The sequence below is a fragment of the Cryobacterium sp. PH31-L1 genome (assembly GCF_030063145.1).
Classification (GTDB): Bacteria; Actinomycetota; Actinomycetes; order Actinomycetales; family Microbacteriaceae; genus Cryobacterium.
Genome location: NZ_JASISM010000004.1, coordinates 190,285 through 215,649, shown reverse-complemented (window position 1 = coordinate 215,649; position 25,365 = coordinate 190,285). Strand labels below are relative to the sequence as shown.

At 66.3% G+C, this 25,365-nt stretch carries 25 protein-coding genes; 19 read left to right on the top strand and 6 right to left on the bottom strand.

What is annotated here, in order from left to right; genetic code table 11:
* Positions 1-122: 122 nt before the first annotated feature.
* On the bottom strand, positions 123-1,487 hold the full coding sequence (locus QMF22_RS09995) for a helix-turn-helix domain-containing protein (RefSeq protein ID WP_283453076.1): 1,365 nt from the start codon (positions 1,485-1,487) through the stop codon (positions 123-125).
* 268 nt (positions 1,488-1,755) lie between these two features.
* Between QMF22_RS09995 and QMF22_RS09990 the strand changes: the two genes are divergently transcribed.
* The 5 genes from QMF22_RS09990 (at position 1,756) to QMF22_RS09970 (ending at position 4,824) form a co-directional block, all read left to right on the top strand.
* Entirely contained in the window at positions 1,756-2,160 is a 405-nt protein-coding gene (locus QMF22_RS09990) for a hypothetical protein (protein WP_283453074.1), read from the top strand.
* Between the two features lie 44 nt (positions 2,161-2,204).
* Positions 2,205-2,639, top strand: coding sequence for a type II 3-dehydroquinate dehydratase (locus tag QMF22_RS09985; protein ID WP_283453071.1), 435 nt, complete (start codon positions 2,205-2,207; stop codon positions 2,637-2,639).
* A gap of 106 nt (positions 2,640-2,745) precedes the next feature.
* The gene (gene efp, locus QMF22_RS09980; RefSeq protein ID WP_092107753.1) at positions 2,746-3,309 is read left to right on the top strand and encodes an elongation factor P; all 564 of its coding nucleotides are present in this window, start codon (positions 2,746-2,748) and stop codon (positions 3,307-3,309) included.
* Positions 3,306-3,725: a transcription antitermination factor NusB gene (nusB, locus tag QMF22_RS09975; RefSeq protein ID WP_092107754.1), complete on the top strand. Its 420-nt coding sequence runs from the start codon at positions 3,306-3,308 to the stop codon at positions 3,723-3,725. Before efp ends, nusB begins: the two co-directional genes overlap by 4 nt.
* Positions 3,726-3,798: 73 nt before the next feature.
* A complete protein-coding gene (locus QMF22_RS09970; protein ID WP_283453066.1) occupies positions 3,799-4,824 on the top strand; it encodes a thioredoxin domain-containing protein in 1,026 nt (341 codons plus the stop codon).
* 24 nt (positions 4,825-4,848) lie between these two features.
* On the opposite strand, the gene QMF22_RS09965 is transcribed toward QMF22_RS09970, so the two are convergent.
* The gene (locus tag QMF22_RS09965) at positions 4,849-5,691 is read right to left on the bottom strand and encodes a permease prefix domain 1-containing protein (RefSeq protein WP_283453064.1); all 843 of its coding nucleotides are present in this window, start codon (positions 5,689-5,691) and stop codon (positions 4,849-4,851) included.
* A complete protein-coding gene (locus QMF22_RS09960) occupies positions 5,673-6,011 on the bottom strand; it encodes a PadR family transcriptional regulator (RefSeq protein WP_283453062.1) in 339 nt (112 codons plus the stop codon). The genes QMF22_RS09965 and QMF22_RS09960 overlap by 19 nt, the downstream gene beginning before the upstream one ends.
* Positions 6,012-6,161: 150 nt before the next feature.
* Here QMF22_RS09960 and pyrR point away from each other — a divergent pair, with 150 nt between their 5' ends.
* The 14 genes from pyrR to QMF22_RS09890 all read left to right on the top strand — a co-directional run bounded on the left by pyrR (position 6,162) and on the right by QMF22_RS09890 (position 23,203).
* Entirely contained in the window at positions 6,162-6,704 is a 543-nt protein-coding gene (gene pyrR / locus QMF22_RS09955) for a bifunctional pyr operon transcriptional regulator/uracil phosphoribosyltransferase PyrR (protein ID WP_283453060.1), read from the top strand.
* On the top strand, positions 6,701-7,663 hold the full coding sequence (locus QMF22_RS09950) for an aspartate carbamoyltransferase catalytic subunit (protein ID WP_283453058.1): 963 nt from the start codon (positions 6,701-6,703) through the stop codon (positions 7,661-7,663). Before pyrR ends, QMF22_RS09950 begins: the two co-directional genes overlap by 4 nt.
* Positions 7,653-9,005, top strand: a complete 1,353-nt coding sequence (locus tag QMF22_RS09945) for a dihydroorotase (RefSeq protein ID WP_283453056.1) — start codon at positions 7,653-7,655, stop codon at positions 9,003-9,005. Before QMF22_RS09950 ends, QMF22_RS09945 begins: the two co-directional genes overlap by 11 nt.
* The gene (locus QMF22_RS09940; protein WP_283453054.1) at positions 8,998-9,543 is read left to right on the top strand and encodes a PH-like domain-containing protein; all 546 of its coding nucleotides are present in this window, start codon (positions 8,998-9,000) and stop codon (positions 9,541-9,543) included. The genes QMF22_RS09945 and QMF22_RS09940 overlap by 8 nt, the downstream gene beginning before the upstream one ends.
* 121 nt (positions 9,544-9,664) lie before the next feature.
* Entirely contained in the window at positions 9,665-10,822 is a 1,158-nt protein-coding gene (gene carA / locus QMF22_RS09935) for a glutamine-hydrolyzing carbamoyl-phosphate synthase small subunit (protein WP_283453432.1), read from the top strand.
* The gene (carB, locus tag QMF22_RS09930; protein ID WP_283453051.1) at positions 10,822-14,109 is read left to right on the top strand and encodes a carbamoyl-phosphate synthase large subunit; all 3,288 of its coding nucleotides are present in this window, start codon (positions 10,822-10,824) and stop codon (positions 14,107-14,109) included. The genes carA and carB overlap by 1 nt, the downstream gene beginning before the upstream one ends.
* Positions 14,106-15,035, top strand: coding sequence for an orotidine-5'-phosphate decarboxylase (gene pyrF, locus QMF22_RS09925; protein WP_283453049.1), 930 nt, complete (start codon positions 14,106-14,108; stop codon positions 15,033-15,035). The genes carB and pyrF overlap by 4 nt, the downstream gene beginning before the upstream one ends.
* Complete coding sequence (gene gmk, locus QMF22_RS09920; protein WP_283453047.1) at positions 15,028-15,948, top strand: guanylate kinase; 921 nt, start codon at positions 15,028-15,030, stop codon at positions 15,946-15,948. Before pyrF ends, gmk begins: the two co-directional genes overlap by 8 nt.
* A gap of 111 nt (positions 15,949-16,059) precedes the next feature.
* Positions 16,060-16,320, top strand: a complete 261-nt coding sequence (gene rpoZ / locus QMF22_RS09915; protein ID WP_092107764.1) for a DNA-directed RNA polymerase subunit omega — start codon at positions 16,060-16,062, stop codon at positions 16,318-16,320.
* A gap of 24 nt (positions 16,321-16,344) precedes the next feature.
* Positions 16,345-17,571, top strand: coding sequence for a bifunctional phosphopantothenoylcysteine decarboxylase/phosphopantothenate--cysteine ligase CoaBC (coaBC, locus tag QMF22_RS09910; RefSeq protein ID WP_283453041.1), 1,227 nt, complete (start codon positions 16,345-16,347; stop codon positions 17,569-17,571).
* Positions 17,572-17,614: 43 nt separating this feature from the next.
* A complete protein-coding gene (gene metK / locus QMF22_RS09905) occupies positions 17,615-18,808 on the top strand; it encodes a methionine adenosyltransferase (protein WP_283453039.1) in 1,194 nt (397 codons plus the stop codon).
* A 13-nt stretch (positions 18,809-18,821) separates the two neighbouring features.
* Positions 18,822-20,849, top strand: a complete 2,028-nt coding sequence (locus QMF22_RS09900; RefSeq protein ID WP_283453037.1) for a primosomal protein N' family DNA-binding protein — start codon at positions 18,822-18,824, stop codon at positions 20,847-20,849.
* Positions 20,850-21,767, top strand: a complete 918-nt coding sequence (gene fmt, locus QMF22_RS09895) for a methionyl-tRNA formyltransferase (RefSeq protein ID WP_283453035.1) — start codon at positions 20,850-20,852, stop codon at positions 21,765-21,767.
* The gene (locus tag QMF22_RS09890) at positions 21,764-23,203 is read left to right on the top strand and encodes an RsmB/NOP family class I SAM-dependent RNA methyltransferase (protein WP_283453033.1); all 1,440 of its coding nucleotides are present in this window, start codon (positions 21,764-21,766) and stop codon (positions 23,201-23,203) included. The genes fmt and QMF22_RS09890 overlap by 4 nt, the downstream gene beginning before the upstream one ends.
* 134 nt (positions 23,204-23,337) lie before the next feature.
* Here QMF22_RS09890 and QMF22_RS09885 read toward each other — a convergent pair whose 3' ends face one another.
* The 3 genes from QMF22_RS09885 to QMF22_RS09875 all read right to left on the bottom strand — a co-directional run bounded on the left by QMF22_RS09885 (position 23,338) and on the right by QMF22_RS09875 (position 25,280).
* Positions 23,338-24,333, bottom strand: a complete 996-nt coding sequence (locus QMF22_RS09885; RefSeq protein ID WP_283453430.1) for an IS3 family transposase — start codon at positions 24,331-24,333, stop codon at positions 23,338-23,340.
* Between the two features lie 17 nt (positions 24,334-24,350).
* Positions 24,351-24,806, bottom strand: a complete 456-nt coding sequence (locus QMF22_RS09880) for a hypothetical protein (RefSeq protein ID WP_283453030.1) — start codon at positions 24,804-24,806, stop codon at positions 24,351-24,353.
* Positions 24,807-25,046: 240 nt separating this feature from the next.
* Positions 25,047-25,280 (bottom strand): helix-turn-helix domain-containing protein, encoded by a 234-nt coding sequence (locus QMF22_RS09875; protein ID WP_283453028.1) that lies wholly within the window; start codon positions 25,278-25,280, stop codon positions 25,047-25,049.
* Positions 25,281-25,365: the final 85 nt, after the last annotated feature.

Genomic DNA, 25,365 nt, shown 5'->3' with positions numbered 1-25,365 from the left:
GATAGCTCTGGCGACTGCGTCGTCGACTGCTGTGCGACGACCGTGTCAGATGAGGCCGCGTGAGCACGTCAGAGTGACGGGCCGCGACTCGTACCTTCAACGCTAAACGCGCGCTCGTTGCGCTACCGTTGCGAACTATTGCGCCGGGCGCTCAGCTCGTCGTCGATGCGCTTCAACCGGGCGACCACCGTGGCGCGTTTGGGGGAGCGAGGCGGGAGCAACTCCAAGCAGGCCCGCCAGACCTCGGAATCGTAGGTCGCTTCCTCCGACCGGGCATATTCGAGGAGCAGGTCGACCGAGGCATCGGTCAGCATCGCCTCGCGCAGCCGGGCGCTGACCTCCGTGCGAATGTCAATGATTCCGGGGGAGAGCGAGTTGGGTAGGACCGGTCCGCGGTAGGCGGCGAGGGCCACCCGGTGGGCGCCGCGTTCCAGGAATGCCAACACCCGTTGGGCGTCGAGCTCCAGCGGGGACTGCAGTCGGTAGGGACGAGATCCGATCACGACCGGCGGACTGACCTGCTCCAAGACCTTGCGTACCCGAACCATCTCGGCGCGCAGGGTATCGACGCTGTTGTTCTGACCGTTGCCGGTTTGGTCGCTCAGCAGAAGGGCCAGTCGGTCGGCGGAGAGACCTTCGCGGTGCCAGGCGAGCAGGGTGAGAATTTCCGCGTGGCGCGGGCTTACATCGATGGCCATTCCACCGCACTCGAGGTGCCCGTAGTCGCTGCCCAGCACGCCGAACCCCACGGGCACCACGTTGCGGCCCGGGGCCGGGAGCAGGGCGATGCTGGAGCCTCGGGGGGCGCGGGCATCCGTTCGGTCTGACGCAATCGTGCGGTGGCCGTCGAGGCGTTGGATGCGTAGTTCCGCCTCCATGGCGGCAACGGCCGCTTCCACGAGGGGGAGCGTTTGGGGCGCGACGGCCTGGTCGCCGCCGGTGATGTCGATCACGCCGAGGATCTTGCCGGTGTCCGGATCGTGAATGGGTACCGCGGTGCAGCTCCACGGGTGGGCGAGGGCGTTGAAGTGTTCGGCCCGGCGAATCTGAATTCCCCGGTCGAGGGCGAGGGCGGTACCCGGCGCGCTCGTTCCGACCCGCTTCTCCGACCAGTCGGCCCCCTCGACGAACAGCATCTCCTCGACCTGGCGGCGCAGCACCCGGTCGCCGTCGATCCACAGCAGGCGACCCGACTCATCGCCGATAGCCACCAACAACTCGGCGTCGAAGGCGTGGCGAATCAGCAGATTGTGCACGACGGGCAACACCGCGGCAAGCGGATGCTGGTTGCGGAGGTCCCGTAATTCTGTGTCGGTCAGCGCCCGCTCGGGTGCCACGCTGCCGGGGTCGAGGCTGAGCGAGAGCGAACGTTGCCAGGAATCCTGCACGAACTTGCGCACGCCGGTCTGGAAGACCCGGTCTGTGACGGCGGATTCGTGTGCTCGTTCCAGCGCGACCAGGCTTTCCCGTGCGGTGCCGGAAGGCACCGACGACGTACTCTTCAAGCCGTGTCCCATCAAAGTGCCTTCCGATCAGCATTGGTCGGGCGACGGTGGCCGCGGCCAGGTCGGAGTTTCATTCTAGGGGCACCGCCCGGGCGATCGGCCAGAGTACGCGGCATCCCCGCACTATTCGCGGCGCCCAGGGGCGTCGCCGCCAACACCGCCGCCGCCGGAAGATATCCACAGCGGAGTGAGTTCAGGAAATTTCTGGGGATAACCTTTCACCCGGGCGACTCTGATTTATTCTGGGCACATGACACTGTCCATGAAAATTGAAGACTCCCCGCCCGTATTCACGCTGGAACAGGCGAGAAATCGGGTCTACGACCTGATCGGCCACGCGATCCAGCCGCAGATCTGGCTGATGGTGCTCGACGTCCACGGGCAGCAGCTCTCGCTACTGATCCCGATCGACGGAATACCGGTGCGTCCGGAACCGGGCTCCGTGCGGCCCTTCGCCGTGCGGATCAACGAGATCGTGGCACGGGACGCCCCCGGAGGCAGCCTGATCGTGACCTTGGAGCGGCCAGGCTCAGCGGCCCTCACCGCCCCCGACCAGGCCTGGGCGATCGAACTGACCGAGTCGTTCGGCAAGCTCATGCGCATCTCCGGCCTGTTCGTGGCACACGATGACGGCATCGCAGTTCTCGCTCCCTGAGCCTGCTGCCCGCTCGCATTAGCCCTACGCCCTAGGCTGAGTGGATGAGTACAGTGCTGGTTCTGAACGGTCCGAACCTCGGGCGCCTCGGCAGTCGCGAGCCCGACGTCTACGGGTCTGCGAACCTCGCCGACCTGCAGGAGCTGCTTGTCGCATCCGCTCGCGAAGGCGTGAGCATCGACCTGCGGCAGACCGACGATGAGGCAGAACTCATTCACTGGCTGTACGAAGCCGTCGACGAGCGGATGCCGGTGATCCTGAATCCGGCAGCGTTCACGCACTACAGCTATGCGCTGCGGGATGCTGCTGCCCTGGTAACCAAGGCCGGACTGATGCTGATCGAGGTGCACATCTCCAACCCGCACGCTCGTGAGACGTTTCGCCACACGAGCGTGGTGAGCGCCATCGCGACCGGTGTCATCGCCGGTCTCGGCTTCGATTCCTACCGGCTGGCACTGGACTTCGTCACGGCACCGTGACGCTCCGGCATCGGATTGCCTTTGGAGCCTGAGGCTGAGGCACGTAGACTCGAGAAGGTGCCATTTGCACCCGCGCACCTTATCAATTGAACGGAACACCCCTCCCATGGCTTCTACCGCTGATATCAGAAACGGCGTCGTACTCAACATGGATGGCCAGCTTTGGGCCGTCGTCGAGTTTCAGCACGTCAAGCCGGGCAAGGGTGGCGCCTTCGTTCGCACGAAGATGAAGAACGTCGTCTCCGGTAAAACCGTTGACCGCACCTTCAACGCCGGCGCCAAGATCGAGACCGAAAACGTCGATCGCCGCGACTTTCAGTACCTGTACAACGACGGCGACGCCTACGTCTTCATGGACGTCGCCGACTACGACCAGATCACCGTGTCCGCCGCTGTTGTCGGCGATGCGAGCAACTTCATGCTCGAAAACCAGGCGGTGACCGTGGCGCTGCACAACGGCAATCCACTGTATGTCGAGCTGCCGGCATCCGTCACCTTGGAAATCACCTACACCGAGCCGGGCCTGCAGGGCGACCGCTCGACCGGCGGCACCAAGCCCGCCACCGTCGAGACCGGCTACCAGATTCAGGTTCCGCTGTTCCTCGAACAGGGCACCAAGGTCAAGGTCGACACCCGCACCGGCGACTACCTCGGTCGCGTCAACGAATGAGCGCACGTACCAAGGCTCGCAAACGCGCCATCGACATTCTGTACGCCGCCGATGTGCGTCAGATCAGCATTCCGGAGTCGCTGGCAACCGAGGCCGAGCGCGCAGCGAGCGAGCCGGCTCGACTGGCCTCGTGGCTCTACGCCCGTGAGCTCGTTGACGGCGTCGTCGACCACCGGGAAGAGATCGACGAACTGATCGAGACCTACTCGCAGGGCTGGTCGCTTGCGCGCATGCCCAACATCGATCGTGCCATTCTGCGCATCGGCATCTGGGAGATTCTGTACAACGACGCCGTACCGCACGCCGTCGCCATCGATGAAGCCGTCGAAGCCGCCAAGATTCTCTCCACGGATGACTCGGCCGGCTTTGTGAACGGACTGCTCGGCAAGATCGCCCAGACCGCGCCGTCGGCCTGATCCCCGTCGGCCTGACGACCCGACAGACTCGGCTCCTACCGGGTTCGATTCGAAGCCACCGAAGGACACGCACATGGATAACACCGGACCAGACGCTCCCCGCGATCAGCAGCTTCCGCCGAATCCATATCAACCCGTACCCGGACCTGTGCCGCCGCCGGGCGGGCCAGCCGGGCCGTTCGTGCCCCCGCCGTTCGTGAGTGCACCGAAGACCAACACCCTGGCCATCGTGTCGTTCGTGTCGTCGTTCTTCATCGGCCTTGTGGCCATCATCACGGGACACATTGCGCTCGGGCAGATTCGCGCACGGGGAGAGCTGGGGCGTGGCTTCGCCCTGGCCGGTCTCATCATCGGATACTTCATGGTCGCCGTGACGAGCGTTCTGGTGGTGTTGCTGATCGTCTTCGCCTCCGCTATCGGGGCGTTTCTGGTCGCCATAGATTCCAATTCCAGCTCCTTGGACGGTGGCTCGCCCACGTCGTCGCCGTCGTCCGCGCCGACCCCGGAATCGACCGCGCCGCTGCCCACCGGGCAGCTCGGTGCCGCCGACTTCGATGGCGGCTATCTCGAATTCGGCACCGGCGCGGTCATCGTCGACGAGTACGTCGACCCGATGTGCCCATTCTGCGCCCAGTTCGAGACGACCAACGGCGAACTGCTGGCTGCCGGTGTGGAGAGCGGTGTCATCACCCTGCGAGTACATGCGCTCACCTTCCTCGACCGCCTGTCTGAAGGCACCAACTACTCCAGTCGTGCCTCCGCGGCGCTGACCTGCCAGGCCACCCTGAACCCCGATCACACGCTCGAATTTCTGTCGTCACTGTTCGCAAACCAGCCGTCTGAACAGACGGCCGGGCTCAGCAACGGCGCGCTTTCCGCCCTTGCGACCGGCGGCGCCAGCATCGCCGACTGTGTCGAATCCGGAGACTACGAGGGTTGGTCGCAGCAGAACACCGAGACTGCCCTCGCTGGGCCGATCGACGGGGCCGAGATCCCGGCGGTCTCCGGCACCCCGACCGTACTGGTCGACGGCGTGCTCTACACCGGCAGCCTCACCGACACGGCCGAATTCTCCGCCTTCGTCGCGGGCGCCTTCTAACCGAGCGCCCGCGACCAGCGCCGGTCAGGCCTGAATAAGCGGCCCGCGATCGGATTGGCTGACCGAGACGGTGCGCAGGCGTAACCCGAGGGTGACCATGCCAGCGGCATAGACCAGGCAGACGGCCGGCAGGGCGATCGCTTGGATCAGGTCCTGAAGCTCCGGCGTGAACACTCCGCTCACGGTCGAGATCACGAAGGCCGCGACAACGACAACGATGGTCAGGATCGGCCACACAGTGCCGAGCAGAATGCTCGGTGATCCGTTCCCCAGCGGGGTTGGCTTCGCCCGATTCAGGGTGATCGAAGTCGCCGCGAGAATCAGGCCCAGCCAGGCCGGCAGAAACCACGGGGCCAGCACTGTGCTGGCCACGGCGAGCACCATGAGGGCGGCCACAATGGTCGTGACCGAGTCGAAACTGCCGGCCAGCCGCACATTCACCGCCAGCAGGGTGAGCCCGGCTAGCAGACCGGCGAACGCGAGCATCACCACCATCGTGACGTAGGCCGTTTCTGTGACGCCGGGAAAGAGCGCTTCCTGCAGGAACGGAAAGCCGGCGGCCGCCAGAACCCACAGGGCGGCGGCGGCGAAGGCGAAGTAGCTCGCCCCGCGGTTGAAGAACGTATACATGGGAGAACCTTTCGGAGGGACAGCGGCAAGGAGCTGCGCCACGAGGGCGGGCTCGCCGAAATTACGAAGGGCCGTGCGCTGGGCCTCGACGCTGTCGAGTCCGCCGGCGCAGAGTCGATCTACAGCGGAGTGCAGGTGGTCGCTCAGCTCGTCGCGAAGATCGGCGGCGTCGGCTCTGCCCTGCACGCCGAGATCGATGGCGAGCAGATAGTCGCGAATCAGGGTGTATTCGGCCACGGCTTCCTCACCAGGACGGCGTTCATGCTGGATGCGAAGACCTGCCAGGTGGCGCGCTGCTGGTCGAGCTGCGCCGACCCGGAACGGGTCAGGACGTAGGAGCGGCGTCGCCGACCGGCGACCTCACTCCACTCGCTGGTGAGATGGCCGGCGAGTTCGAGGCGATGCAGAACCGGGTAGACGGTGCCCTCGGCCAAATCGAAGACGTCAAGGCTGCGGATGCGCAGCTGCTCGATCACGGCGTAGCCATGCAACGGTCCGTCGGCGAGCACGGACAAGACGAGCAGGTCGAGGTGGCCTTTGAGCGCTTCCCGGTTCATACTTCGGGATACTACGCCTAGCAGCACTAAGTGTCTAGGGCTGGTTTTGGGTTCTGGCGCGGGAATTTATGCCCCGGCCACCGGCTATGCTGGAACAATTCAGACATCCTTTAATGATCCGTCCTGTGAGACGGGGAAGGAGGTCGGCATTTGGCGCACATTGTGCTCACTCAGGCTGACATCACGCGCGCATTGACTCGAATTTCCCACGAGATTCTGGAGTCCAATCGGGGCCCGGACAACCTCGTCATTCTCGGAATTCCGACGCGCGGGGTCATCCTTGCCCGCCGTATCGCCGAGATCATCCAGAGCATCGAACCGGCGGCAACGGCCGTGCGGGTCGGATCGCTCGATGTCACGCTCTACCGCGACGACCTCGCCCACGGCCGCACCCGCACACCGTCCCGCACCGAAGTGCCCGGCAGCATCAACGATGCCACCGTCGTCCTCGTCGACGATGTGCTGTACTCGGGCCGCACCATCCGCAGCGCCCTCGACGCGATCGGCGATCACGGGCGCCCGACCATCGTGCGTCTGGCGGTTCTCGTCGATCGTGGCCACCGCGAGCTGCCGATTCGCGCCGACTTCGTGGGTCGCAACCTGCCGACGGCCACCGACGAGCGCATCAACGTGCACCTCGAAGAGATCGACGGCGACGAATTCGTCTCGATCGACGGCGGGAGCAACCGATGAGGCACCTGCTGTCTACCAAGGACCTTTCTCGGGTCGAAGCGATCAACCTGCTCGACATTGCCGAAGACATGGCGGATGTCGCCCAGCGGGAGGTTAAGAAACTCCCGACCCTGCGCGGCAAGACCGTCGTCAACCTGTTCTTCGAGGACTCCACTCGCACCCGCATCTCCTTTGAAGCCGCCGCCAAGCGCCTGAGCGCCGACGTGATCAACTTCAGCGCCAAGGGATCGAGCGTGTCGAAGGGCGAGAGCCTGAAAGACACCGCGCAGACCCTCGCCGCGATCGGCGCTGACGGAGTCGTCATCCGTCACCCGGCATCCGGCGCCCCGGCGGTACTGGCCGCGAGCGGCTGGATCGACGCCGGTATCATCAACGCCGGCGACGGCACCCACGAGCATCCCACCCAGGCCCTGCTCGACGCGTTCACCGTTCGACGCCGCATTCATGGCCCGGCCTCACGCGGAAAGGGCCTCGACGGGGTCACGGTCACCATCGTCGGCGACGTGCTGCACTCCCGGGTCGCCCGCTCCAACCTGTGGCTGCTGACCACCCTCGGCGCCGAGGTCACCTTCGTGGCCCCGCCCACCCTGCTGCCGAGCGACACCTCGCTCTGGCCGGCCCGGTTCAGCTTCGACCTCGACGACGCGATCGACGCCGGCCCCGACGTGGTCATGATGCTACGCATCCAGACCGAACGGATGAGCGCGGCCTTCTTTCCGAGCACCCGCGAGTATTCGAGGGTGTGGGGCCTCGACGACGCGCGATTCGGTCGGCTGGGTCCGGCTAGCATTGTTATGCACCCGGGCCCGATGAATCGTGGCCTGGAGATCTCCTCGGCCGCGGCCGACTCCGCTAACTCCACCGTGCTCGAACAGGTCACGAACGGTGTCTCCGTGCGAATGGCCGCACTCTACTTGCTCTTATCCGGTGACCGGAAGGAATCAAAGAATGTCGATTGACGGTTTGCAACAGCGCTGGCTGATTCGCGGGGCGGCCCTTCCGGACGGCACCCGCTCGGACATCCGTCTTGATGCTGCCCGCATCGTCGAGCTGGGGACCGACCTCTCCCCGAGCGGCGCGAGCGTGATCGACGCCAACGGGCTCATCGCCCTCCCCGGTCTGGTCGACCTGCACGCCCACCTGCGCGAACCCGGCTACGAGCACAGCGAGACCGTGCTGAGCGGCAGCCGTGCCGCCGCCCGCGGCGGCTTCACGAGTGTGTTCGCCATGGCCAACACCCTTCCGGCCCAGGACACAGCCGGGGTGGTCGAGCAGGTGCTCGCCCTCGGCGAAAGCGCCGGCTACGTCGACGTGCAGCCGATCGGCGCCGTCACCGTAGGCCTCGCCGGCAAACAACTGGCCGAACTCGGCGCCATGGCTTCAAGCCGTGCCCGGGTGCGGGTGTTCTCCGACGACGGCTTCTGCGTCTCTGACCCGCTACTCATGCGCCGCGCCCTTGAATACGTGAAGGCGTTCGACGGCGTCATCGCCCAACACTCGCAGGAACCGCGCCTCACCGAAAGAGCCCAGATGAACGAGGGCACCCTCTCCGGCGAACTCGGCCTGGTCGGGTGGCCGGCCGTCGCCGAAGAGTCGATCATCGCCCGTGACGTTCTGCTGGCCGAACACGTCGGGTCGCGCCTGCACGTCTGTCACGTCTCCACGGCCGGTTCGGTCGACGTGATCCGCTGGGCCAAGGCCCGCGGCATCAACGTGACGGCTGAGGTCACGCCGCACCACCTGTTGCTCACCGAGGACCTCGTGCGTGGCTACGACGCCCGCTTCAAGGTGAACCCTCCGCTGCGCAGCCGCGAAGACGTCGAAGCCCTGCGCTCCGGTCTCGCCGACGGCACCATCGATATCGTCGCCACGGACCACGCCCCGCACCCGGCAGAAAGCAAGGATTGCGAGTGGGACGCTGCTGCCAACGGCATGATTGGGCTGGAATCAGCGCTGTCGGTCGTGCACGCCGCGGTCGTCGCGACCGGGCTGCTCGACTGGGTCGATATCGAACGCGTGCTCTCCCGTGCGCCCGCTCACATCGGGCGCGTCACCGGTCAGGGCAACCCGATCGCGGTCGGTTCGCCGGCGGAACTGACCTTGTACGACCCTGCGGCCACCCGTGTGTTCGGCCGCGCCGATCTGGCCGGCACGAGCACGAACTCCCCATACCTGTCGATGGCCCTGCCGGGCGAGGTGCGCGCAACGTTCCACCGCGGCTACGCCACGGTGCTCGATGGAAAAGTGCGCAGCAGCCTGGAGATAGCCGGTCACGCCAGCGGAGTGCTCACTCATGGATAGGTCCATCCCCGCCATCATCACTGGCCTCGTTCTGCTCCTCGTTCTGGTGCTCATGTGGCGCAGTTGGCGCAAGCGCAGCAAACGGGATGCCGGGCTCAGCGCCGGCTACCCGATGCCGGGCAGCACCGCGGTCGAACTGGCCAGGGCCGAGGCCTACTACGTGGCGACCACGCCCCGCGACGCACCGCTCGAGCGCCTCGCCATCCGTGGCCTCGGCTTTCGCGCCCGCGCTGCCCTGACCGTGTCCGAGACCGGTGTCGTGCTGGATCTCGACGGCAACCAGCCGGTGTTCGTTCCCGCCGTCGCCATCGACGCGGTCGGCGCCGCCCGGGTCGCCATCGACCGTGTCGTCGAAACCGACGGACTCGTTCGCCTGAGCTGGCGCCTCAACTCGCCCGCCAGCACCGATGACCGCCGTGCCGTCGACAGCTTCTTTCGCATCATCGATCCGAACGATCGTGCTCGCCTCGTCGACTCGATCCGAACCCTTACCGCCGCGCGCACAGATCCGGCCCATCAAGACGAAAGTGAGGCCTGACGTGCCCGACTCCACCGCACCAGACCAGGCAGATTCCACAGAATCAGCAGAACAGGTAACCCCCGAGCAGTCGGTTTCGGGCCAGCCCGCAACATCCGTTCCGCTGAACTCCACCTTCTCCGTGACGGACAAGCCCGGCCCGGCCGTACTCGTACTCGAAGACGGTCGCCGCTTCGTCGGCCGCAGCTACGGCAGCGAGGGGCAAACCCTCGGCGAGATCGTCTTCGCGACCGGTATGACCGGCTACCAGGAGACCCTGACCGACCCCTCCTACGCCGGGCAGATCGTGCTCATGACCGCCCCGCACATCGGTAACACCGGCATGAACGATGAGGACATGGAGTCCCGTCAGATCTGGGTGGCCGGCTTCATCGTGCGGGAACCCGCGCGAATCGCCTCCAATTTTCGCGCCACCCGCACCCTCGACGATGATCTCGAAGAGCAAGGCGTAGTCGGGATCAGCGGTATCGACACCCGGGCGATCACGCGTCACATCCGCTCCGCCGGTGCCATGAAGAGTGGAATCTTCTCCGGTGATCTGTTCGGCCTGTCCGAGAGTGAACAGCTCGAACGGGTGCGGTCGGGCGCGGCCATGCGCGGCCGCAACCTGTCGCTCGAGGTCTCCACGGTCGAACCCTTCTCCGTTCCCGCCGTCGGAGACCGCATCGGCTCCGTCGCCGTGCTCGACCTCGGCGTGAAGACCAGCACGCTCACCTACCTGGCCGAGCGGGGCTTCGAAGTGCTCGTGCTGCCGCAGTCGGTCACCGCCGAGCACGTTTTGTCGCTGAAGCCCTCAGCCCTGTTCTTCTCGAACGGACCCGGCGACCCGGCCGCCTCTGACGCCCACGTCACCCTGCTGCAGGAGGTACTGCGCGCGGGCATCCCTTACTTCGGCATCTGCTTCGGCAACCAGCTGCTCGGCCGGGCGCTCGGTTTTCGCACCTACAAGCTGCCGTTCGGCCACCGGGGCATCAACCAGCCGGTGCTCGACAAGACCACCGGGCGGGTCGAGATCACCTCGCAGAACCACGGTTTCGCCGTCGACATGCCTATCGAGGGCATCCACGACTCGCGCGCCGGCTTCGGACGCGTCGAGGTGAGCCACTACAGCCTCAACGACCAGGTCGTGGAAGGCATCCGCTGCCTCGACATCAACGCCTTCTCGGTGCAGTACCACCCGGAGGCCGCCGCTGGCCCGCACGACGCCAACCACCTTTTCGATCGATTCAGAGACGTTGTGCTGGCTGCGCAGAGCGCCACTGCAGGAGAAACCAAATAATGCCTAAGCGCGACGATATCAACAGCGTTCTTGTCATCGGCAGCGGCCCGATCGTCATCGGCCAGGCCTGCGAGTTCGACTACTCCGGCACCCAGGCCTGCCGCGTTCTGCGCGAGGAGGGCGTACGCGTCATCCTGGTCAACTCGAACCCGGCCACCATCATGACCGACCCCGACTTCGCCGACGCCACTTACATCGAACCGATCACCGCCGAGATTCTTGAGACGATCATCGCCAAGGAACGACCGGATGCGATTCTGCCCACCCTGGGTGGGCAGACCGCCCTCAACGCGGCCATCCAGCTGCACGAGCGCGGAATCCTTGAGAAGTACAACGTGGAGCTGATCGGCGCGAGCTTCGACGCCATCAACAAGGGCGAAGACCGCATGATCTTCAAGCAGCTCGTGCTCGACGCCGGCGCCGACGTGGCCCGCTCGTACATCGCCCGCACCGTCGAAGAAGCGATCGGCTACGCCGACGACCTCGGCTACCCGCTCGTCGTACGCCCCTCCTTCACCATGGGCGGCCTCGGAAGCGGCTTCGCCTACACCGAGGTGGAACTGCGCCGCATCGTCACCGACGGCCTGCACCACAGCCCGACCACCGAGGTTCTGCTCGAAGAATCCATCCTCGGCTGGAAAGAATACGAGCTCGAAATGATGCGCGACACGGCCGACAACACCGTCGTCGTCTGCTCCATCGAAAATGTCGACCCGGTCGGAGTGCACACCGGCGACTCCATCACCGTGGCCCCGGCCCTGACCCTGACCGACCGCGAGTTCCAGCACCTGCGCGACATCTCGATCGACATCATCCGTGCCGTCGGCGTCGACACCGGTGGCTGCAACATCCAGTTCGCGATCAACCCGGTCGACGGCCGCGTCATCGTGATCGAGATGAACCCGAGGGTCTCGCGTTCGTCCGCCCTGGCCAGCAAGGCCACCGGCTTTCCGATCGCCAAGATCGCCGCGAAGCTTAGCCTCGGCTACCGCCTCGACGAGATCCCCAACGACATCACCGGGGTCACCCCGGCGAGCTTCGAGCCCACGCTCGACTACGTCGTGGTGAAGGTTCCGCGGTTCGCATTCGAGAAGTTCCCAGCCGCCGACCAGCGGCTGACGACGACCATGAAGTCGGTCGGTGAGGCGATGGCCATCGGTCGCAGCTTCGCGTCCGCTCTGCAGAAGGCCCTGCGCTCGCTCGAAAAGCGCGGCTCGAGCTTTCACTGGGGTGCGGAAGCCCGCTCTGTCGACGAACTGCTCGCCGCCGCCGAGATTCCCACTGACGGCCGCATCGTCACCGTGCAGCAGGCCCTGCGCCGCGGCGCGACAATCGACCAGGTCTTTGCCGCGACCAAGATCGACCCCTGGTTCATCGACCAGATCGTACTGATCAACGAGATCGCCGAGCAGGTCAAGGCCGCCGACCGACTTGACCGCGACGTCATGATCCTCGCCAAGGACCACGGCTTCTCCGACGCCCAGATCGGCGAACTGCGCGGCTTCGGCGAAGCGGATGTGCGCACCGTGCGGCACATTCTCGGTGTGCGCCCCGTGTTCAAGACCGTCGACACCTGCGCGGGGGAGTTCCCGGCACTCACGCCGTACCACTACTCGAGCTACGACACCGAGACCGAGGTCGTCGCCAGCGACCGCCGCAAGGTCGTCATCCTCGGCTCCGGACCGAACCGAATCGGCCAGGGCGTCGAATTCGACTACTCCTGCGTGCACGCCTCCTTCGCCCTCTCGGAGGCGGGCTACGAGACCATCATGATCAACTGCAACCCGGAAACGGTTTCCACCGACTACGACACGAGCGACCGGCTGTACTTCGAGCCGCTCACCCTCGAAGACGTGCTCGAGGTCATCCACGCCGAGAGCCAGAGCGGCGAACTCGTCGGCGTGGTCGTGCAGCTCGGCGGCCAGACCGCACTCAGCCTGGCCCGCGGCCTCGAAGCGGCCGGCATCCCCATTCTCGGCACCACCCCCGACGCGATCGACCTCGCCGAAGAGCGCGGCCTGTTCTCGAAGATCCTCGACGACGCCGGCCTGCTCGCCCCGCGCAACGGAACGGCAATCGACTTCGCCGGCGCCGTTGTGGTCGCCGAAGAGATCGGCTACCCCGTGCTCGTTCGCCCGAGCTATGTGCTCGGCGGACGCGGCATGGAGATTGTCTACGATTCCCCGTCGCTCGCGGACTACTTCCAACGCATGGCCGGGCAGGGAATCATCGGGGCGGGGCATCCGCTTCTGGTGGACCGTTTTCTCGACGACGCGATCGAGATCGACGTCGACGCCATCTACGATGGCCACGAACTGTACATCGGCGGCGTCATGGAGCACATCGAAGAGGCCGGCATCCACTCCGGCGACTCGAGCTGCACCCTGCCGCCGGTCACCCTCGGGCGCGCCGAAATCGACCGGGTGCGCGAAGCGACCCTCGGCATCGCCCGCGGGATCGGCGTGAAAGGCCTGCTCAACGTACAGTTCGCCATCGGAGCCGGAGTGCTCTACGTTCTCGAAGCCAACCCGCGCGCCTCACGCACGGTGCCGTTCGTCGCAAAGGCACTCGGCATCACCCTGGCCAAAGCAGCCGCGCTCATCATGGTCGGTACGACCATCGCCGAGCTGAAGGCGGAGGGCAAGCTGCCCCTCATCGACGGCTCCCGCGTGCCGATCGAAGCGCCGGTCGCCGTGAAGGAAGCCGTGCTCCCGTTCAACCGGTTCCGCACGCCCGAGGGCCTCGTGGTCGACTCGATCCTCGGCCCGGAGATGCGTTCCACCGGAGAGGTCATGGGCGTCGACCGCGACTTCCCTCGAGCCTTCGCCAAGAGCCAGCTCGCCGCCTACGGCGGAATCCCTCTCTCCGGCACCGTCTTCGTGTCGGTCTCCGACCGCGACAAGCGCGCGATCATTCTGCCGATGCTGCGCCTGCAGCAGCTCGGTTACACCATAACCGCAACCATCGGCACCGCCGAGGTTCTGCAGCGCAACGGCATTCACGCCCGCGTCGTGACCAAGTTCAGTGAGAAGGCGGGGGAGGACGATGTCTCCATCGTCGAGCTCATTCGCCGCGAAGAGATCCAAATCGTCATCAACACTCCCGGCGGCAGCACGGCCCGGGCCGACGGTTACGAGATTCGTGCCGCCGCAGTGGCCGGCGACCTGCCGCTGTTCACCACGATCGCCGAACTCAGCGCCGCAGTAGCCTCGATCGACTCGATTCGCGACGGGTTCGAGGTGACCTCGCTCCAGGAATACGCCACGGCCCGTACGGCACTGCTGTGAACGGCGGGACTGCCGTAGCCGGCGGCCCTGCCGCGCCGCCGGTCGCTTCCTTCGGCGACCGGCTTGCGCGCGTGTTCGCGAACCAAGGCCAGCTGTGCGTCGGCATCGATCCGCATTCCTGGTTGCTCGGCGAGTGGAACCTGCCCGACACTGCCGCCGGCGTTGAATCCTTTGGTCGTGCCGTCGTCGCCGCCGCGGCCGGGCGGGTCGGCATCGTCAAACCGCAGGTCGCCTTCTACGAACGATTCGGTTCGGCCGGCTTTGTCGCGCTGGAACGCGTGCTGGCCGACGCCCGTCAGGCCGGCCTGCTCGTGATCGCTGACGCCAAGCGCGGCGATCTCGGCACGAGCGTCGAAGCCTACGCTCAGGCGTGGTTCTCGACCGGGTCCCCGCTCGAAGCGGATGCCCTCACCCTTGCCGCGTACATGGGTGTCGGATCACTCAACGCACCGCTCGAACTCGCAGCAGCGAACGGCAAGGGGGTCTTCCTGCTCGCCGCGACCTCCAACCCCGAGGCGGCGGACATCCAGCGGGCCATTGTGGCCGACGGGCCCCATACCGGATCGAGTGTGGCCCGGGCCATTCTCGACGACGTCGGAGCGCGAAACGCGCATGCCGGTGCGAGTGCGGCATCCGTTGGTTTGGCGCCCGGTCTCGGGTCGATTGGCGTCGTGCTCGGAGCCACTCTCGACCTGGCCGCCTTCGGCATCGACGTGCAGCAGGCGCCGACCGAATGCCGAACTCCCGTGCTCGCACCCGGTTTTGGACACCAGGGAGGCAATATCATAAATCTTCCCGGGATATACGGTGAATACGCCGGAGGGGTTATCGTGAGTGAATCGCGCAGTGTGCTCTCGGCCGGACCCCACCGGATCGAAGAAGCCATTGAGCGCCGAGTAACCGAAGTAGGTGCCGTTCGTGGCTGAAAACCGTCCAATCCCGCCCGAAGTCGACCGGGTGGCCGCGTCGCGCGCCGCCGTCGCTGCCAGGCGAGCCCGCGCCAAGGTCAAAGCCGAGGTTGCTTCGGGCGCACGAACAGCTCTCGAGGTGCTCGCCGCCGCGATCAAGGACCCGATCGGGGTCGAGGGACGGCTGCGAGTGACCGAGCTGCTCGTGAGCATTCCGGCCATCGGTGTAACCAAGATGCAGCGCATCATTCACCGCCTCGAAATCTCGCCGTCCAAACGGCTCGGCGGACTGGGGCGGCACCAGCGCGACCGGCTGCGGGACTTTCTCTCTGAACGGCCCACGCTGCGGCACGGCGTAGCCGACTCCAAACTGATCGTTCTCGCCGGCCCGACCGCGGTCGGCAAGGGCACCGTCGCCGGCTACATTCGGGAGAATTACCCCGACGTGTTGCTCTCTGTCTCGGCGACGACGCGCGCACCGCGCCGGGGGGAGACCGAGGGGGTCAGCTATTACTTCGTCTCGGACGACGAATTCGACCGCATGGTCGAGGCCGGCGAACTGCTCGAGTGGGCCAAGGTGCACAACGCCTACCGCTACGGCACCCCCCGTGGCCCGGTTGACGCGGCTATCGCGGCCGGTCACAGCGTGCTGCTCGAGATCGACCTTCAGGGTGCTCGCGCCGTGCGCCGGGCCATGCCGGAGGCTCTGCTGGTGTTCCTACTGCCGCCGAGCTGGGACGAACTGGTACGCCGCTTGATCGGCCGCGGCACCGAAAATGCTGCCGAACAGGCCCGTCGACTCGAGACAGCCAAGCTGGAATTGGCGGCCCAGGGCGAGTTCGATTACCGCGTGATCAACCACGATGTCGGCGACGCCGCCCGTGAGGTCGTAGACTTGATGGAGATCCGCGCTGCATCCAGCATGTCGTAGCGCCTGTTTCTGCTGAATTCTTAGGTGTCTCCGGGCACGTATTTAGATATTTTCGTTTAACTACAGATTCGCACAGGCCCCAGGCCGTGCTCTATTAGGAGTGTGACACCAATGGCGAACAAGCCCACTGGCATCATTGACCCGCCCATCGATGACCTGCTCTCCAAGGTCGACTCGAAGTACGCCCTCGTGATTTTCGCGTCCAAGCGTGCGCGTCAAATCAACGACTACTACGCCGACCTGCACGAAGGCAGCCTGTTCGACAACGTCGGCCCGCTCGTCGACTCGACCGTCGAAGACAAGCCGCTCTCGGTCGCCCTGCGCGAGATCAACGACGACAAGCTCGTTTCCCGCCCGATCGTCGAGGCCTGATACTCGATACCCTTAGCGCGCAGGATGAAGACACCTCGCACGATCGTCGTCGGTATCACCGGCGGAATCGCAGCGTACAAGGCCGTCAACATCGTGCGCGCTTTTGTGTTGAACGGCGACTCGGTGCACGTGGTCGCCACCCCGGCGGCACTGCGCTTCGTCGGCAAACCCACCCTCGAGGCCATCTCGCGCAACCCGGTGCACACCGACCTCTATGAGGGTGTCGCCGAGGTACGCCACGTGGCTATCGGCCAGGGCGCCGACCTCATCGTCGTCGCCCCGGCAACGGCCAACAGCATCGCCAAACTCGCCGCCGGCCTCGCCGATGACCTGCTCGGCAACACCATTCTGGCCAGCACCGCGCCGCTCGTGATTGCGCCGGCGATGCACACCGAGATGTGGAACAATCCCGCCACCGTCGCAAACATTGCCGTGCTGCGCTCGCGCGGCATCACCATCGTGGGCCCCGGCGTCGGTCGCCTGACCGGCACGGACTCCGGCGCCGGCCGCATGGAAGAGCCGGACACCATCGTTGCGGTGGCGTTGGCCGTGCTCGACCGGGCGACGCCTGCTGGCGAGGCTGCGGCATCCGCTGTACCGGATCTCGCCGGTCGCCGAGTACTGATCAGCGCCGGCGGCACGCGGGAACCGCTCGACCCGGTGCGGTTCCTCGGCAACCGCTCGAGCGGTATGCAGGGCGTCGCGCTCGCCCAGGCGGCCCTGGCCCGCGGGGCGCGGGTCACCTTCGTCGCCGCCAACCTCGAGGTGCCCGTTCCGACCAGCATCACGACCGTTCTCGTGGGCAGCGCCCTCGAGATGCACGAGGCCATGACGCGCGCCGCCGAAACGGCCGAGGTCATCATCATGGCCGCCGCGGTCGCCGATTATCGGCCCCGGTCCGTGCAGGTCGGCAAGATCAAAAAGGAAGATGTGGGGGACACCCTCATGCTGGAGCTGGTCAAGAACCCCGACATTCTGGCCGACCTCGCTGCTGAGCGCAGGCCGGGCCAGCTGATCATCGGCTTTGCCGCCGAGACCGAAACGGATGCCGACCGGCTGCTGGCCCTCGGTCGCGCCAAAATCACCCGCAAGGGCTGCGATTTTCTGGTCGTGAACCGGGTCGGGAAGGACGCCGGATTCGGCACGGAACGTAACACCGTGACGGTGCTCGATCGCCGCGGAGTTATAGTGAATGAGGTCTCCGGCAGCAAGATGTCGGTGGCCAATTGCATACTTGACCTGATCGGTTAGCCGCAGCTGCGACCGGCATTCAACTTCTACAGAGACGGGCCAGATGAGCGATCTTCGCCTCTTCACTTCGGAATCAGTCACCGAGGGTCACCCTGACAAGATCTGCGACCAGATCTCCGACAGCATCCTCGATGCCCTCCTCACCGACGACCCGCACAGCCGCGTTGCCGTTGAGACCCTCGTCACCACCGGCCTCGTGCACGTAGCCGGCGAAGTCACCACGGAGGCGTACGTTGAGATTCCGTCGATCGTGCGCAAGTGCATCACCGACATCGGCTATGACTCGTCCGACGTCTGGTTCGACGGCCGTTCCTGCGGCGTCGAGATCTCCATCGGCGGCCAGTCACCCGACATCGCCCAGGGCGTCGACAATGCTTTCGAAACCCGCGAGCAGTCCAGCATCGACGACTTCGACCGGCAGGGCGCGGGCGACCAGGGCATCATGTTCGGGTACGCGACCCGCGAAACGCCCGAACTCATGCCGATCCCGATCTGGATCGCGCACCGCCTGGCCGAGCGCCTCGCCTTCGTGCGCAAGAGCGGCGAACTCGACTACCTGCGTCCCGACGGCAAGACCCAGGTCACCATCGGCTACGACGGAATCATTCCCCGCACCGTCGAAACCGTCGTGGTATCGACGCAGCACGCCCCGTCCGTGACCACGGAGCGGCTGCGCGCCGAGGTCGAAGAACTCGTCATCCGCCCGGTGCTCGAGCGCATCGATCTTGACTCCTCCTCGCTGGCAACGCTCATCAACCCCACCGGCCGCTTTGAAATCGGTGGGCCCCAGGGCGACGCCGGCCTCACCGGGCGCAAGATCATCATCGACACTTACGGCGGATCCAGTCGCCACGGCGGTGGCGCGTTCAGCGGCAAGGACCCGTCCAAGGTCGACCGTTCTGCTGCCTACGCCATGCGCTGGGTCGCCAAGAACGCCGTCGCGGCCGGCCTGGCCGAACGCCTCGAGGTGCAGGTCGCCTACGCGATCGGCAAGGCCTCCCCGGTCGGTCTGTACGTGGAGACCTTCGGCACCGGCGTGCTGCCCGACAAAGACATCACCGCGGCGATTCGCGAAGTGTTCGACCTGCGTCCGGCAGCGATCATCCACTCCCTCGACCTGCTGCGCCCCATCTACGCGCAGACGGCCACCTACGGCCACTTCGGCCGCGAACTGCCCGACTTCACCTGGGAACGGCTCGACAAGGTCGACGACCTGATCCGCGCTGCCGGCCTCTGAAACCGGCACGGTCATGACGCACACCGGCCTCGTCGCACGGGTGCTGATCGATTCCCCCCTGCCGCAACTGGACCACCTGTTCGACTACGGCGTACCCGCCGAACTGGTGGGCCAGATTGCGGCCGGCATGCGCGTCAAGGTGCCGTTTCGCTCCGGCGGACGGGTTGTGGACGCGTATGTGATCGAGGTATTCGATCCCCGCGCGCCGCGTACGGCGTCCGATTCCGAAGCGGATGGCGCCTTCCGCGGCGCCCTGAGTCCGCTCGATTCAGTCGTGTCCACGGCCGTCGTGCTCACGCCCCAGGTCTGGAAACTGGCCCGCCGACTGGCGGATCGGGCGGCCGGGAACGCGAGCGACATCATCCGCCTCGCTGTTCCGCCCCGCCAGGTGCGGGTCGAAAAGGCTTGGCTGACCGCACAAGAGGCGCCCGTCGAGACCGCCGGCCCGGAACCGTCACCCGTCGCTATCGCCCTGGCCACCCCGGCTTTCGTCGGCTACCCGACCGGCCGCCTCGACACCGCTATCGTGGAGCACCAGCGGGTTGCCGTGGCGGCAATCCCCGAACTCACCCAGCTCGACGACGGCAGCACCATCGGACGCTGGGCGAAAACTCTGGCCGAACTGGCCGTCGCCACCCTCGGCACCGGGCGGAGCGCCATCCTCTGCGTTCCCGACTTTCGCGATCAGGATCAGGTGCGGGCCGCACTGGCCCAGCTTGCCTCCGGTCTTCCGCTGAGCCGGGTCGACGCCCGCCAACCGAACCCCGACCGGTACCGCGCCTTCCTGGCCTGCCTCGAGCCCGCGCCTCGAATCATTCTCGGCAACCGGTCGGCCGTCTACGCCCCGGCGCACAACCTCGGCCTGATCGCCGTCTGGGACGACGGCGACCCGCTTTACATCGAGCCGCTCAGCCCCTACGTCAACACCCGCGACGCGGCCCTAGTACGCCAGCAGGACTCCGACTGCGCCCTCGTGCTGCTCGGCCACTCCCGCAGCGTCGAAACCCAGCGCCTGGTCGAGCTGGGCTACCTCAGCGAAGTGAGTCCGGCCGCCGACCGGCACCCACGCGTCATCCCGACCGATTTTCAGTCGGAACCCGACCAACAGGCTCGTGCGGCCCGCATCCCTTCGGCCGCCTGGCAGACCGCCCGCGAAGCGCTCGCCCACGGCCCCGTGCTGGTGCAGGTCGCCAGTCCCGGGTACGCGCCCATGCTCGCCTGCCAGAGCTGCAAGAAGGCGGCCCGCTGCACGCACTGCCAGGGGCCACTCGGCCTTAAATCGGCCTCCGCCGTGCCGTCCTGCCGGTGGTGCGGCGCCCTCGCGGCCGGCTGGACCTGCCTGCATTGTGAGGGCACCAAACTGCGCGTAGTGACGCTCGGCACCGGGCGTACCGCCGAAGAACTCGGCCGCGCCTTTCCCGGAGCCCGCGTCATCGTCGCCGACGGCGAGCACACCGTGCAGACCCTTGGACCGCAGCCGGCCCTCGTCATCGCCACCCGCGGCGCCGAACCGGTGCCGACCGGCGGCTACCGGGCCATTCTCATTCTCGATGGTGAACGCATGCTCGCCCGCGAATCCCTCCGGGTCGGTGAGGACTGCCTGCGCTGGTGGTCCAACGCCGCAGCCCTCGCCGCCCCGGGCGCTCCCGTGCTGCTGACCGGAGTCGGCGGAGCCCTGGCTCGGGCGCTCAACTCCTGGCGCCCCGACATTTTCGCCGCGAGTGAGCTTGCTGACCGTCGTCAGCTGCGCTTTCCGCCGGCCGTGCGGGTGGCGTCCGTGACGGGAACTGCCACTGACGTCGACGCTGCCCTGGCCGATCTGGCTGCGGTCGCCGGCCTCGACGTGCTCGGTCCGGTGGACACCGAGGCGCCCCTGGTGCGTGCGGTCGTGCGGTTCGGCTACGCCCGTGGCGATGAGGTCGCCCGCGCGCTCAAAGCGGCGGTCGTGCGCAACGCGGCCAGGCGCCGCAAGCCGAAGTCCGGTTCGTTCCAACCGGCACCTACACTTAAAGTTCGATTCGACGACCCGGAGCTGCTCTAAATGAAACTCGTCTTTGCCGGCACGCCCGAGGTCGCCGTCCCCAGCCTCACCGCCCTGGCCGGCACCGATCATGAGATCGTCACCGTGATCACCCGAGCGGATGCCCCCCTCGGCCGCAAGCGCACCCTCACCCCCTCGCCGGTCGCGCAGGCCGCGGCCGAACGGGAATACCCGGTGCTGAAGACCAACCGGTTACATACCGAAGCGACCGACACCATCCGCGCCCTGCGGCCCGACCTCGGTGTCATCGTCGCCTACGGCGGAATCGTGCGCGAGCCCCTGCTCTCTGTTCCCCGCCTCGGCTGGATCAACCTGCACTTCTCCCTGCTGCCGCGCTGGCGCGGCGCTTCCCCGGTGCAGCGTGCCGTCCTGGCCGGCGATGAACTCACCGGCGCTGCCGTGTTCCAGTTGGTGCCCGAACTCGACGCCGGCGCCGTGTTCGGCAGCTTCTCCCGCCCAGTCGGAGCACATTCCACATCGGGAATACTTCTCGAGGAACTGAGCCACAGCGGAGCGGACCTGCTGCTGCGGGTCGTCGATGAGCTCGCCGCCGGCACCGCCGTTGCCGTCCCGCAGACCGGGGAGGTGACCCTCGCGCCCAAACTGGTGCGGGAGGACGCGCGTATCGATTTCGGCCGGCCGGCAGCATCCGTCTACAGCCACATTCGTGGCGTGACGCCCGAACCGGGCGCGTTCACCACCGTGAACGGCGCCGTTTTGAAACTTCTCGAGGTCGCCCCGAGCGCCCTCGATTCCAATCTGCCTGCCGGAACCATTCTGCAGCGCGACAATGTAGTGCTCGTGGGCACGCAGACCGAACCGCTGGTTCTGCTGCGCGTGCAACCGGCCGGAAAGACAGCAATGACAGGAAACGACTGGTGGCGCGGAGTGGGAGCAGAGTCGGTGACGGCCTCATGAGTGACGAGCGCCCGCGTACGGATCGTGCCGGCACGACGTCGGCTCGTCCTCGCCAGACCCCGACCGACTACGTGCAGCCGGCGCGCCGCATCGCCTACGAGGTGATCGCCGCCGTGCGCGAATCCGATGCCTACGCCAACCTGCTACTGCCGACCCGCATCCAGCGTGCCGCCCTGGGCACAGCGGATGCCGCCCTCGCGACCGAGCTCACCTACGGCACCCTGCGCATGCAGGGCTTCTACGATCGCGTGATCGCACTCGCGGCCAACCGGCCGGTCAGTGCCATCGACCCGGCCATCCTCGATGTGCTGCGTCTTGGAGCCCACCAGCTGCTCGCCACCCGCGTCGCCACCCACGCCGCGGTCAACGAATCGGTCTCGCTGGCCAAACAGGTGGGTTCACGTTCCGCGACCGGCTTCACCAACGGGGTGTTGCGCACGATTTCCCGGTCGAGCGCCGAGGAGTGGCGCGATCTGGTGCTTCAGGGCGCGGTCAACGCCGACGACCGGCTCGCCGCCGAGTTCTCCCACCCCGCCTGGATCGTGCGGGCCTTTCGCCAGGCCCTCCGCGCCGAGGGGCACGAGAGTGAACTCGCCGATCTGCTCGCCGCCGACAATATGGCGGCCAAGGTCAACATGGTCGCGCTTCCCGGTCTCGCGACCGACGCCGACCGTGAACGCCTGGGCCTCGTAGATGAATTCTCGCCGGTCGGTTTCGTGCTGGATTCCGGAGACCCGTACCACCTCGTGACCGCTACGGATGGCCGGGTTCGGGTGCAGGACGAAGGCTCCCAGATTGCTGCACTGGCGCTCAGCCGGGCGCGTCCAATTGTTGCGGGGGAGCGGTGGCTCGACCTCTGCGCCGGCCCCGGTGGCAAGGCCGCCCTGCTCGCCTCCGAAGCTCGCGCCGGGGGAGCCGAACTCGTGGCGAACGAACTCGTTCCCGCTCGGGCGACTCTCGTGCGCACGGCCCTCGCGGCGCTCCCCGAAACGGTGCCGGTCTGGGAAGTCGACGGCACCACCATCGGCCAAACGCATCCGGATACCTTCGATCGCATCCTGCTCGACGCACCCTGCACCGGCCTCGGCGCCCTGCGTCGCCGGCCGGAGGCGCGCTGGCGCAAGCAGCCCAAGGACGTCGCCGACCTTGCGGGTCTGCAGTCCGGGCTCATCGACGCGGCCCTGCTCGCGCTGAAGCCCGGCGGAATCCTCGCCTATGTGACCTGTTCGCCGCACACCGCCGAGACCCGCGCGATCGTCGCCCTCGCCGTGCGCAAGGCCGACGGCCAGGTGACGGCGCTCGACACGGCATCCGTCGTGCAGTCGTTCAGCGCTGCAAACCTTGACCTGCCCGCGGGCACCGGCAGCGTGCAGCTGTGGCCGCACCGCCACGGCACCGACGCCATGTTCATTACCCTGCTGCAGCGCTCTCTCTAGCCTCGCGCGTCGCTCGTGCCCCTGCCCAGCAAGCGGATGCGCGCGCCCGCTTTGGGTGGCCTGGTCCCCACACCCATCGAACACGCGGATGAGCGCGCCCGATATTGGTGGTCGCTACGCGCGTTCGGTAGTTGTCAACCTGTCTGAGACAGGAGGTGGGTGTTAATGCCTGTGGGTTGGGGTAGTTCTGGTGCCGTGGGAGGCCGGCGGAAGCGTTCCGGGTGCTGGTCGTAGTAAACGTCGAGTGCCCGTTGCCGCTGTGCTTGGACGAGGTGGGCGGTGCCGTCGAAAACGGATGCTGGGGTGTGTCGGCTGAGACCGCTGTGGCGGTGCTCGGTGGCATACAGGTCCAGGAAATCTTGAGTCCATTGGCGGGCGTGATCGCGATGGTCGAACCGGTCCGGGGAGCTCGGGTCGTACTTGATCGTCTTGAACAGCGATTCCGAAAAGGGGTTGTCGTCGCTGACCCGGGGGCGAGAATACGAGGTGATGATGCCGTTGCCCTCGAGGGCGTCGATGAGGTCTTTGGAGCGCATGGAGGATCCGTTGTCAGAGTGCACGACCGTCGGGGCGCCGTGGGTGGCGATCGCATCGGTGAACAGCGTCACGGCTCGTTTTCTGGAGATGTAGGTCTCGATGCACCAGCCGATTGGGTATCGCGAGAAGACGTCGATGATCAGGTAGAGGTAGTACCGATCGTGGTAACTGGGTCCGTTCAGCTCGGAGATGTCCCACGACCATAAATCCCCGGGCTTGGCAGTGGCCACGGCCGGAGTTCGCGGCGAGGCGGAGCGCGGGGCTCGGGTGCGTCGACGATCCCCGACCAGACGGTGAGCGTTGGCGACTCGATAGAACGTGCGCTGCGAACACGCCACAGTCCCCGCGTCGAAGGCGTGCCAATACGTTTGCACCACCGATTTGTCTACATATTTCGGCTCGCAGAGCACGGTAAGGATCCCGGCGCGTTCCTCCGCGTCGAGCGCTGCTGGTTGCCGGCGGTCTCGGTGCGGGATCGGCTCAGCGACGGGCCGGTAATGCTGGTAGCCGCGGCTGATGCGGTAATACGTGGACCGGGCCATTCCGACCAGATGGCACGCGTCCACGATCGGCATCGCCGTTTCCTCGGCCAGCGCCGTGACCGTGAGAGTCAGGACAGCTTGCGTCGTTTCAGCCAGGCCGCGTACTCGTCTGCACTCATCAACGCCGGCGGGATCGTTGTTTGTTCCTCGTTCGAGCTCGTGGTGATCCCTTCCAAGAGCTCGAATGCTTTTCCCAAGATCTGTTGTGCTGCCTCGGACTGCGCGACCTTTTTCTTCAAGGCCTCGTTCTCCACCCGCAGCCGCGCCAACTCGGCGCGATCACGATTTCCCATTCTTCGCGGCGACCTCTCTGACGTTGCGACCATCGATGCCGTCCAGTCTCCCTCGTCGCGGGCCCTCAGCCACCGATCCACCGTGCCCTTCGCCAGGTCGAACTCGCGCAGCAGCCGCACCTTCGCGCCCCACTCCACGCATTCATCCCAGCGGCGCAGGTACTCAATCCGAAACGCCAAAGGAAACGATCGCCCGCCACTGCTCGTTCGACCTATCACCATGTCATTCATGATTTGCTCCGATTCAGCGTTCGTCACCACGATGTCTCACGACCATCATGACAACTACCGCGTTACCGTAGCGACTACCCAGATCGGGCGCGCTCACGTCGGCGGCTGTACCGCACTCCACCCCGCCCCGCCCCACGTTCCGGGCCCGGGCCAGGCAAGCGGGCCCACGATAGATCATGGGCCTACCTCGCGATCACGGCCCAGGCCGGTGTCCTCGGGCGCTGACTGCGGCGGCATCCGTCAGCTGCGTGAACTTATGCCCAGAAGATCGCCCACATCGCAGTCGAGCGCATCGCAGATCGCTCGCAGCGTTGAATAGCGGATGGCCTTCGCTCGATCGTTCTTCAGAACGGACAGACTGACGATGCTGACGCCGACAAGGACGCTCAGTCGTGTCAGCGTCATGCCGCGCTGCTCGAGCAACTCCTCCAGCTGGCAGTGAATGCCGAAGTCGTCCTCCGGAGCGGCGGGCACTAAATGAGTCCCTGAGGGTCCTCGACTGGCCTGACTGTGACGGAGTCGAGCCATCGTGCTGATGCTCGATTCTAAGAAAGAGAGC

Bases quoted from the DNA above. Each gene is read 5' to 3' on its own strand.
- coaBC (WP_283453041.1), top strand. From the start codon at position 16,345: ATGAAGACACCTCGCACGATCGTCGTCGGTATCACCGGCGGAATCGCA.
- metK (WP_283453039.1), top strand. From the start codon at position 17,615: ATGAGCGATCTTCGCCTCTTCACTTCGGAATCAGTCACCGAGGGTCAC.
- efp (WP_092107753.1), top strand. From the start codon at position 2,746: ATGGCTTCTACCGCTGATATCAGAAACGGCGTCGTACTCAACATGGAT.
- QMF22_RS09945 (WP_283453056.1), top strand. From the start codon at position 7,653: ATGTCGATTGACGGTTTGCAACAGCGCTGGCTGATTCGCGGGGCGGCC.
- nusB (WP_092107754.1), top strand. From the start codon at position 3,306: ATGAGCGCACGTACCAAGGCTCGCAAACGCGCCATCGACATTCTGTAC.
- rpoZ (WP_092107764.1), top strand. From the start codon at position 16,060: ATGGCGAACAAGCCCACTGGCATCATTGACCCGCCCATCGATGACCTG.
- carB (WP_283453051.1), top strand. From the start codon at position 10,822: ATGCCTAAGCGCGACGATATCAACAGCGTTCTTGTCATCGGCAGCGGC.
- QMF22_RS09985 (WP_283453071.1), top strand. From the start codon at position 2,205: ATGAGTACAGTGCTGGTTCTGAACGGTCCGAACCTCGGGCGCCTCGGC.
- fmt (WP_283453035.1), top strand. From the start codon at position 20,850: ATGAAACTCGTCTTTGCCGGCACGCCCGAGGTCGCCGTCCCCAGCCTC.
- QMF22_RS09880 (WP_283453030.1), bottom strand. From the start codon at position 24,806: ATGAATGACATGGTGATAGGTCGAACGAGCAGTGGCGGGCGATCGTTT.
- QMF22_RS09940 (WP_283453054.1), top strand. From the start codon at position 8,998: ATGGATAGGTCCATCCCCGCCATCATCACTGGCCTCGTTCTGCTCCTC.
- QMF22_RS09970 (WP_283453066.1), top strand. From the start codon at position 3,799: ATGGATAACACCGGACCAGACGCTCCCCGCGATCAGCAGCTTCCGCCG.
- QMF22_RS09990 (WP_283453074.1), top strand. From the start codon at position 1,756: ATGACACTGTCCATGAAAATTGAAGACTCCCCGCCCGTATTCACGCTG.
- QMF22_RS09890 (WP_283453033.1), top strand. From the start codon at position 21,764: ATGAGTGACGAGCGCCCGCGTACGGATCGTGCCGGCACGACGTCGGCT.
- QMF22_RS09950 (WP_283453058.1), top strand. From the start codon at position 6,701: ATGAGGCACCTGCTGTCTACCAAGGACCTTTCTCGGGTCGAAGCGATC.
- QMF22_RS09960 (WP_283453062.1), bottom strand. From the start codon at position 6,011: ATGAACCGGGAAGCGCTCAAAGGCCACCTCGACCTGCTCGTCTTGTCC.
- QMF22_RS09900 (WP_283453037.1), top strand. From the start codon at position 18,822: ATGACGCACACCGGCCTCGTCGCACGGGTGCTGATCGATTCCCCCCTG.